Genomic DNA, 637 nt, shown 5'->3' with positions numbered 1-637 from the left:
CGATATAGCTTCTAAAATATTAGTTTTACCGCTACCGTTTTCACCTATTAAAATTATTGGTGTATTATCTGTTTTTAGTTCAAGATTTTTAAAATTACGATAATTCTCAAGACTTAAGGAATGTAGGAAGATATTTTTCATTTTATGAAAGAATAATAGTTAAATTATTGATACGTTGCATTTATACTGTCTAGAAATTGCCATAGTAGTTTTGCTTCTTTATATGCTAATTTTTGTTCTTTTGAGCTTAAATTATTAATCAAATTTGTACATTCTTGTGTATGCCATTGATCAACTTTATTATGAACAATTGTAAAGTTCTGTAATCTGAAATTCCATAAAATTTTTGTAATCCTTGAATTTTAGAGTCAGATACTTTAGGAGTCTGACGCTCATAAGCATAAAGTGTTCCAAGACTATTAGAGCTACGTTTAAATTGGGTGGTAAATTCTGCAAGTCCTAGCTTACTTTGCAATAGAGCTTTAACTAGACAATGATCTTCTGAAGTTTTGCATATATAGGCAAGTTTTGCTGATCTCAGCCCTCTTCCTGGATAAAATAGCGATATAGCTTCTAAAATATTAGTTTTACCGCTACCGTTTTCACCTATTAAAATTATTGGTGTATTATCTGTTTT

General features: G+C 29.2%; 1 protein-coding gene and 2 pseudogenes. All 3 read right to left on the bottom strand.

Annotated features, from left to right (window positions below):
* The coding region (locus O6R16_RS08035; RefSeq protein WP_499680708.1) for an AAA family ATPase at positions 1–141 on the bottom strand (141 nt) is incomplete at its 3' end.
* Positions 142–164: 23 nt separating this feature from the next.
* A pseudogene (locus O6R16_RS08030) lies at positions 165–415 on the bottom strand (iron-containing redox enzyme family protein); the annotation flags it as partial.
* Positions 401–637: pseudogene (locus O6R16_RS08025) on the bottom strand (DNA replication/repair protein RecF); the annotation flags it as partial. The pseudogenes O6R16_RS08030 and O6R16_RS08025, both read right to left, overlap by 15 nt.

Source organism: Candidatus Rickettsia tasmaniensis (assembly GCF_036857515.1).
Taxonomy (GTDB): domain Bacteria; phylum Pseudomonadota; class Alphaproteobacteria; order Rickettsiales; family Rickettsiaceae; genus Rickettsia; species Rickettsia rickettsii.
Note: the sequence above shows the minus strand (reverse complement) of the source record. Positions and strands in the feature narration are given on the sequence as shown.